At 56.9% G+C, this 7,590-nt stretch carries 4 protein-coding genes and 1 pseudogene; all 5 read right to left on the bottom strand.

Annotated elements, in window-relative coordinates; translation table 11 throughout:
- A partial coding sequence (locus tag P0D89_RS49740) for a sensor domain-containing protein (RefSeq protein ID WP_408379180.1) occupies positions 1 to 2,474 on the bottom strand: 2,474 nt, incomplete at its 3' end.
- A gap of 1,466 nt (positions 2,475 to 3,940) precedes the next feature.
- Positions 3,941 to 4,331: pseudogene (locus P0D89_RS49745) on the bottom strand (transposase); the annotation flags it as partial.
- 174 nt (positions 4,332 to 4,505) lie between these two features.
- Complete coding sequence (gene leuD, locus P0D89_RS49750; protein WP_408379183.1) at positions 4,506 to 5,150, bottom strand: 3-isopropylmalate dehydratase small subunit; 645 nt, start codon at positions 5,148 to 5,150, stop codon at positions 4,506 to 4,508.
- Entirely contained in the window at positions 5,150 to 6,565 is a 1,416-nt protein-coding gene (gene leuC / locus P0D89_RS49755) for a 3-isopropylmalate dehydratase large subunit (RefSeq protein ID WP_408379185.1), read from the bottom strand. The genes leuD and leuC overlap by 1 nt, the downstream gene beginning before the upstream one ends.
- Before the next feature lie 125 nt (positions 6,566 to 6,690).
- Positions 6,691 to 7,590: alpha/beta fold hydrolase (locus tag P0D89_RS49760; RefSeq protein WP_408379187.1), on the bottom strand; the 900-nt coding region annotated here is incomplete at its 5' end.

Genomic DNA, 7,590 nt, shown 5'->3' on the forward strand with positions numbered 1-7,590 from the left:
CGTTGGGGCTGATAAGCCAGATGCAAGGCCCGAGCCTTGACCGCCCGCTTGAGTCTGGTAGACAGTTGCAGTTTCTGGGCGGCCGCCTGATTCAATTCAGAACGGTAGAACTGGTATCCATTGCGTCCACGCGACTTCGCGAGATACATAGCCGCGTCGGCATTTCGTCTCAGTGTGTCCGCATCCGGACCGTCTTGCGGATAGGTGCTGACTCCAATGCTGGCCTCAACGTAAAGCTCCTGTTCGCTGGCATGGAACGGCTCCCTCATGGCGACAATCAACCGGTCTAGCATCGGTATCAGTTGCGTGGCGTCAGTGCGTTCAGCGACGACAATGAATTCGTCACCGCCATAGCGCGCGACGAGGTCGCTCGAGCGTACCTGGTGCTGCAGGCGTTTCGCCACGCTGCCCAGAAGCGCGTCGCCCACGCGATGACCGAGAGAGTCGTTGACCTCCTTGAACCGGTCAAGGTCGAGGAACAGCACCGAAACGTGGCCACCGGTCTCCGACGCGCGTCCGATTGCTTCAGCGAGGCGCTCGTCGAGCAGGTTGCGATTTGGAAGCCCGGTCAACGAGTCGTATCTGGCCTGGTGCTGAAGTCGGGCCTGGTATTCCACGAGTGCAGTGACGTCGCTCACCACACCGACATGATGCGTCACCTGTCCGTTCTCGTCGCGCACCGGAGCAATCAGGATATTGTTCCAGAAGCGCTCGCCGCTCTTGCGCGTGCAGAGCAGGGTCACATTCGCTTCGGTGTTGCTGTCCATTGCCTGACGCTCGGGTGACCATTTTTGCTCTTCGCCGGCTATTGCAAACAGGACTTCACAGTCGACACCGACTACATCGCCCGGTGAGTAACCCGTAATACGTTCGAAGGCTGCGTTGGCGAACATGATGACGTGCCGGTCATGCTCGACCTCCGCGATAATCAGGCCATTGATGCTCGCGTCTATCGCCCTGCTCTGCAAACGCAGGGCTAAGTCTGCATTGCGCCGGGCCGTTATATTTTCGTAGGCGGTCAGTACGCCGATAGTGGCGCCGCTCTGGTCCTCGAGCGGCAACTTGGTTTCTGAAATCCATACTTCCGAACCGTCCACTGCAATCGCGCTACGCTCAAAGTGTCTCCTGGTCAGCTCACCCGCCATCACGCGGACGTCTTCGCCCTGCACGACCCTGGGGTCATCGCCCCAATGCAGGTCCCAGTCGGTCCTTCCAATCAGGTCAAACCGGGACGCCAGGCCCGCGTCGCGAGCGTAAATCCCGTTACCACCAACGTAACGATGTTCGGCATCCTTCCAGGCAATGCCTTGTGGAATATGGTCTAGAATGGACTCGAGCGTCTGCTTCGACTTGAATAGCTCCGCCTGGGCTACGACCTCGACGGTGACGTCAACCATGACGGACATAGTGGCCGGCTGGCCATCAAATTCGACTTTCAGATGGTGTACGTCCATTGACCGATGTTCGCCTGACTTCGTCTGGTGTACCCAAATGCCCACGGACTGCGTCTCGGACGGACGCGTATTGCGCCTCCTGTCGAGCGTCTCATACATGCGCCCGATCCCGTCTGAGGGCCGGACATCACGAAGCGACATGCCACGCAACTCTGCCTCGGAATATCCGTACACACGCTGCGCAGCCCCGTTGACGGCAACAATATCGAGCGAAGCGTCGTCAAATATCCATATGGGGAGCGGGTGCTCGTCAAAGAAGCGCTGGTATTTTTCACGTGCCGTTTCCGCCAGACCCAACGCACCGCGCAATTTCTGTGCGATGCGAGCGTTCCAGAAAATCAGCGCAAGCAGCAAGGCAGCCGCCGTCAGGCCGCAGACAAGCAACGCTTCGGAGACCCATTTCGCGTCGGACGAAGACTTGCCGGCCGTGGAGTCGATAGTGGCGTCAGCACCCATCCTGACATCAATCGCGCGTTCCAGAACGCTGTAGAAGTATGCGTCAATCTCGCCCAACGCCGGGTCGCTAACGCCGATGTTGCCGGGATGCAATGACGCTCGCATCGCCAGTGCGTTGCTACGCCTCGGCAGTTTTTGAATCATGTCGTCGAGGTCGGCGAGCCGCGACAGGCATACGGCGTTCTGCCGGCAACCTTCGCGCGCGTCGTCAGTCAGGGCCACCAATGCGGGGAGCGGGAAGATATAGGCCGCCCGCTTATAAAACGGCCGCGTGCCAATCAGCGTGTAGAGTTCCCCATGCTCATCCAGCATCATCTGCTGGACCTCGTCCAGGTCGTGTTTGAGACGGCCCGACGCTTCCAGGGTCCGCATCACGACGTTCTGCTCCTGAGCCTGCCGGACTGCCAGGACCGTGCTCGTCGCAATCGACGAAAGGATGAAAAAGACAGCAATAACGGTGATACCTCTGCGAGCGGCATCGCGGCCGATGAAACGGCCTTCACGCTTCACTTTTTCTCCCGGCCTCTCCGTTCGGCCAGACGCACGAATGGATTTCAGTTTCACAATACATTTTCTCCGGGACGGAAAAAATTTTGTGAGAATGGCATATACGTCGAGGTCCTTGAACATCAGGCAACCGTGTCTAGCGCCTCGTAAGCGCGCGGGAGCGAAAGCTGTGGATTAACCCGCTGGGCTAGCTACCGGCCAGCAAGAATTGAGGTCCGGAATGGCAAACGCGTTGCCCAAGCCCGTCGCCAGCGTACAGATGGCATATCGTTCAACTAGGCGCAACCAGTCTACGTTCACTCGCAAAAAATTTCGAAAGCCTGCGACATTCTGAGGCTGTGGGGACGGTTACGCCCGCTCGCCACAACGCCACATCGCCCTCCGGGCGGCTCGCTTTATGGTCATGCCGAGCCTTGCTGCGAAGGCCCAGCGGAAACCACTACTCGCCAGATTGTTGTCCAGATGTGATTCAAGGTTCAGGCAGCGGCTCATGGCACGCAAACCCCTTCAGGGAGACCCGACCGTGAGTATGCGAGGGACATACTAAAAATCTGTGACGGTCGTTCAGACGCAAGCACTCCTGTGGGCAACTGGAATCACGGTTGGATGGCACTGGCTCCACGGCTGTGTGCCGTGGCCAGGTCAAGGTGCTGCAAACGGCTCGGACAATCCCGCAGGGCAGCACATAGCATTATCCGTTCGCCAATGACCGGCAACGTTTTCTGCGCTACTGCCTGCAGAAGTCGCCGCTTGCCGAACTCGAAGGCCAGCATCAATTGTTTCGGAGTGTCGTTTGCAGCACCGAGTCCTTCGCAAACTCCTTCGGTTGATATCACAAAGGCGCAATATCCCCAGCCGAAACCCATGTGCCGAGAACCACATGGCCGAGTCGGCAGAAAGGATCGGCATAGTGAAGTTGGTGCCGGCTGATCCATAACTATCACCTGTCAGATAGAGGTAGAGCAGGTATTGTTTCCGCTTGATTCGTGCCGGATAGAAGTGCGGTGGACACGTTCTAATTTAGAAGCGTGCTTCTTGATAGACCGGCGGACTCAAATCTGAAGTGCGACACCGTTTCGTATAAGGTGTTGCGATGCATGAACGAACTCAGTCAGTCATTTGGCAATTGTGTACGCATTTAATGTTGGGCGCCTGGTCTCTTGCGGGAAAACGCGCCATGCACCGTCATCGTGCTGAAAGAAAAAAATCACGACCGAACCTTCTGGTTGAAGTGCCCTAACGCGTACATAACGCCTTCGATTGGGGCGTACTCGACCGGATCGGGTTACTTGAATCCGCGTCGCCGTCGTCGGTGTCAGCCACTTTTCAATCAACAGGCGCAAAGAGTTTTTCTGCGGTCATCCGCTTTTCCTTTAACGGCGTTCCTGTTGGTTTAACCGCGCCTTCTCGCGTTTGAGAAGACGCAGCTTCGGCCACAAGGAGTTTTGTCAATCAACTTGACGGCTACTGGACGTAATCCGATGAAACAAGGTGGCTAAGCTCACAGTTTTTCTTGCGACTTTCTAACTCGGTGCACTAGGCCCTGTTGGCATTTTAACGAATGGTCCAAACGCACAGGCAAGTGATGCGAACACGAGGTAGCCGTTAGCAAACTTGTCGTATCGAGTGGAGGCGCGATGAGAATGTTTGATGCGATTGGAGAAGCGCTCAACCAGCTTGCGTGTGTGGTACAGCGCGCGATTGTAGTGGCGCGCTCCGTCTTGCGATTCGAACGTGGTGGAATGACCACCTTTGCCCGGGTGCTCGCATGGTTTGCACGAAGGACTCGGCGTCGTATCTCTTGTCCGCGACGACGGCCTTTGCACGCAGATGCTTGATCAGTCCCTTCGCGCACGAGATGTCGGCGACATGTCCCTCGGTTGCGATTAACCGCGGGGGCCGGCCTGCCTCATCCGCGAATCCAAATCCCACGCCCTGTAGATACGCCGGCGAGAAGATAGTCTGGTCAATCATCTGCTTGATTGCAGTGCTAGATACCTTTGCCGCGGTCGGATGCTTTTGGTTATTGTGCACGGCCTAACGCAGCATATTGTCAACCACAGAAATCGTATCTGGATTTACTGAACTCTAGCTTTCGGCAGGCATGCGAAACAGCCATGGTTCTTCTTGGCGCCGCCTTTCTTCATAGTCAGTAATCTCTTCTGCATGCCGAAGCGTCAGTGCGACTTCATCCGCCCCGTTAAGCAGGCATTTCTTGATAAATGGTTCGATGTCGAAGCGAAATATGTGATGTGCGGTTTGTACGGTCTGTGATACGAGGTCGACCGCAACGTGTGCATTTCTTTGCGCCGTGACGAATAGCGTTTCAACCTCAGCATCGCGCAGGGTAACCGTGAGCAAACCGTTTTTGATGCAGTTAACGGAAAAGATGTCTGCGAAGCTGGTAGCGATAACGACACGAATTCCATAATCCATCAAAGCCCACGGAGCATGTTCCCTGCTCGAGCCGCACCCAAAGTTCGCGCGCGCGAGCAGAACCGTGGCCTCTGCATATTCGGGCAGATTGAGTACAAAGTCCGCTTTCAATGGACGTTTCGTGCAGTCCCGTCCGAGCTCACCGTGGTCATCGTACCTCCACCCATCGAACAGATGTGGGCCAAGTCCCGCGCGGGTAATGGACTTCATGAACTGCTTCGGGACGATCGCATCGGTGTCGACGTTTGAACGGTCCAGCGGCGCCATAACACCATCAACTCGAGTGAAAGGCGTCATTATTCGGCTCCCAGCAACCAACGTGCATCTGTCAGATGACCCGCAATCGCAGCGGCCGCTGCCATCTGCGGGCTCATCAGATGGCTTCGTCCACCTGCACCCTGGCGACCTTCGAAATTGCGATTACTGGTTGACGCACAGCGCTCCCCTGGAGAAAGGTGATCCTCGTTCATCCCCAGGCACATCGAACAGCCTGGCTCACGCCACTCAAACCCCGCGTCGATGAAAGCGCGGTCAAGACCTTCCAGTTCAGCCTGACGCTTTACCAGTCCGGAGCCGGGAACGACGAGCGCGAGCTTGACGTTGGGTGCAAGGTGACGCCCCCGGACAATGGCAGCCGCTGAACGCAGGTCTTCAATGCGGCCATTGGTGCATGACCCGATGAAAACCTTGTCGATCGCTATGGAAGTCGCACGGGTACCAGACTGGAGCCCCATATACTGGAGGGCGGCCTCCATCCCGCTACGGCGCGCAGAGTCCTTTTCATGCGCCGGGTCGGGCACGGTGCCGTCCACCGGCATAACATGCTCTGGGGATGTGCCCCACGTGATGAGTGGACTGAACTGCCCGGCGTCCAGAGAGAATTCAACATCAAATCTTGCGGCGGCGTCGGTGACAAGATCGCGCCACACAGCAATTGCACGGTCCCAATCGTCTCCGGAGGGCGCAAACTCACGCCCTTTCAGGTACGCGATTGTCCTTTCGTCAACAGCAATCAAGGCGCAGCGCGCCCCAGCTTCGGTTGCCATGTTGCAGAGGGTCATACGACCTTCCATGCTTAGGCGTTTGATCACGTCCCCCCTGAATTCGACGGCATATCCAGTTGCGCCAGCGGCACCAATGCGACCGATGATGTTGAGCGCCACGTCCTTTGCCGAAACCCCTTTCGCAAGCGTGCCAGTAAGCGTGATGGCCATCGTCTTCGGCTTTCGCATCGACAGACATTGGGTGGCCAGCACGTGCTCAATGTCAGACGTACCAATGCCAAAGGCGAGTGTGGCGAACGCGCCATGCGTGGTCGTGTGGGAATCGCCACAGGCAATCGTCATACCCGGCAGGGTCGCCCCTTGCTCTGGGCCGACCACATGAACGATTCCCTGGCGTATGTCGTTCAATCCATAAAATCTGATACCCGATTCTTTGCAGTTCCTTTCGAGCGTGGCGACCTGCACGCGGGACAATGGGTCGGGAATTTCCTTCGAGCGGGCTACCGTGGGAACGTTATGGTCGGGAGTTGCAAGCGAGGCGAGCGGACGCGCTACTGGTCGACGGTTCATGCGAAGCGCTTCGAACGCCTGGGGACTGGTCACTTCGTGGATCAGATGACGATCAATGTAGAGCAACGTCGGTTCGTCATGTCCGCCCCGCACCGCGTGCTTCGTCCACAGTTTTTCAAATAGCGTTTGCGCTTCCATAGCATCATCCCGTGTAACAAAAATCGGATACCTCGGCCGAAGTGCCGCGCCAGATCTGCGCAGCAAGGGATAACGTCGGGGAATTCGCCGCCGGCGTGACGCGGTTCAGTTCCCCATGTCAATCATCAGAGACCGCGGCTGATTCCGAGGCGGCCGCCGTTACACTCTGTTGCAAAGCGGAGTAGTGCTTTGCTGAATGACCTCGGGTCGTCAAAAAACGGGGCATGTCCCGAACCTTCGTGCAGGATGATCCGGCCATTGCTCAGCACAGAATTTAACCTGACCGCGAGCTCTGGAAGAACGAACTGGTCCCTCGCGCCGTGGCTTATTAGCACCGGTATCGTGATGCTGCCCAATAGCGTGTCGTAATCAAGAGCACGTTGTCGTAGCCAAAGCCGGGTCTGGGAATCGACAGTGTTGACGATCGCCGTCAAGCGTGCATGCTCAGAAGAACCAGCCTGATACCCAAATACCTGTTCGACAAAATGTCGAACGCCGAGGTTTGCCTCTTCGGTCTCTGGTGAGCACATCGCTCCCAACAACGCGTGATCGGCGCCGATTAACGTTGGGTCGTTAATGGTCGCCGCAGCAACGAAGTTGATTCCCACGATCTGATCCTGTCCGTAATGACGGAGGTAATCATTAAGGATCCGTCCCCCGTAGGACCATGCAACCACCACCGCATTGATCACATTAAGTTCGTCAATGACGCATGCCAAATCATCCGCCCACCGGCTACCGTCAACGTACGCTTCCATCGTTGGTGGCGCCGAGGATTGGCCATGTCCGCGCAGATCGATTGCAATCAAGCGACAGGTGGATGCCAGTTGCGGTTCAGCCCACAGCCTTGACCACACCGAGTGATCGAGAGAGAAGCCATGCAAAAAAACAAGAGGCAGACCATCCGGATTGCCGCCCTCATAGGTGGCCAGCTCGCATCCGTCGGCCGATCGAAGTCGACGTTTCAAGGGCATGTTCGCAGGCTCGTAGTTGCCTTGACGGGATGTCATTTGGTCACTTCCAGA

This window comes from Paraburkholderia sp. RL18-085-BIA-A (assembly GCF_046027075.1).
GTDB lineage: Bacteria > Pseudomonadota > Gammaproteobacteria > Burkholderiales > Burkholderiaceae > Paraburkholderia.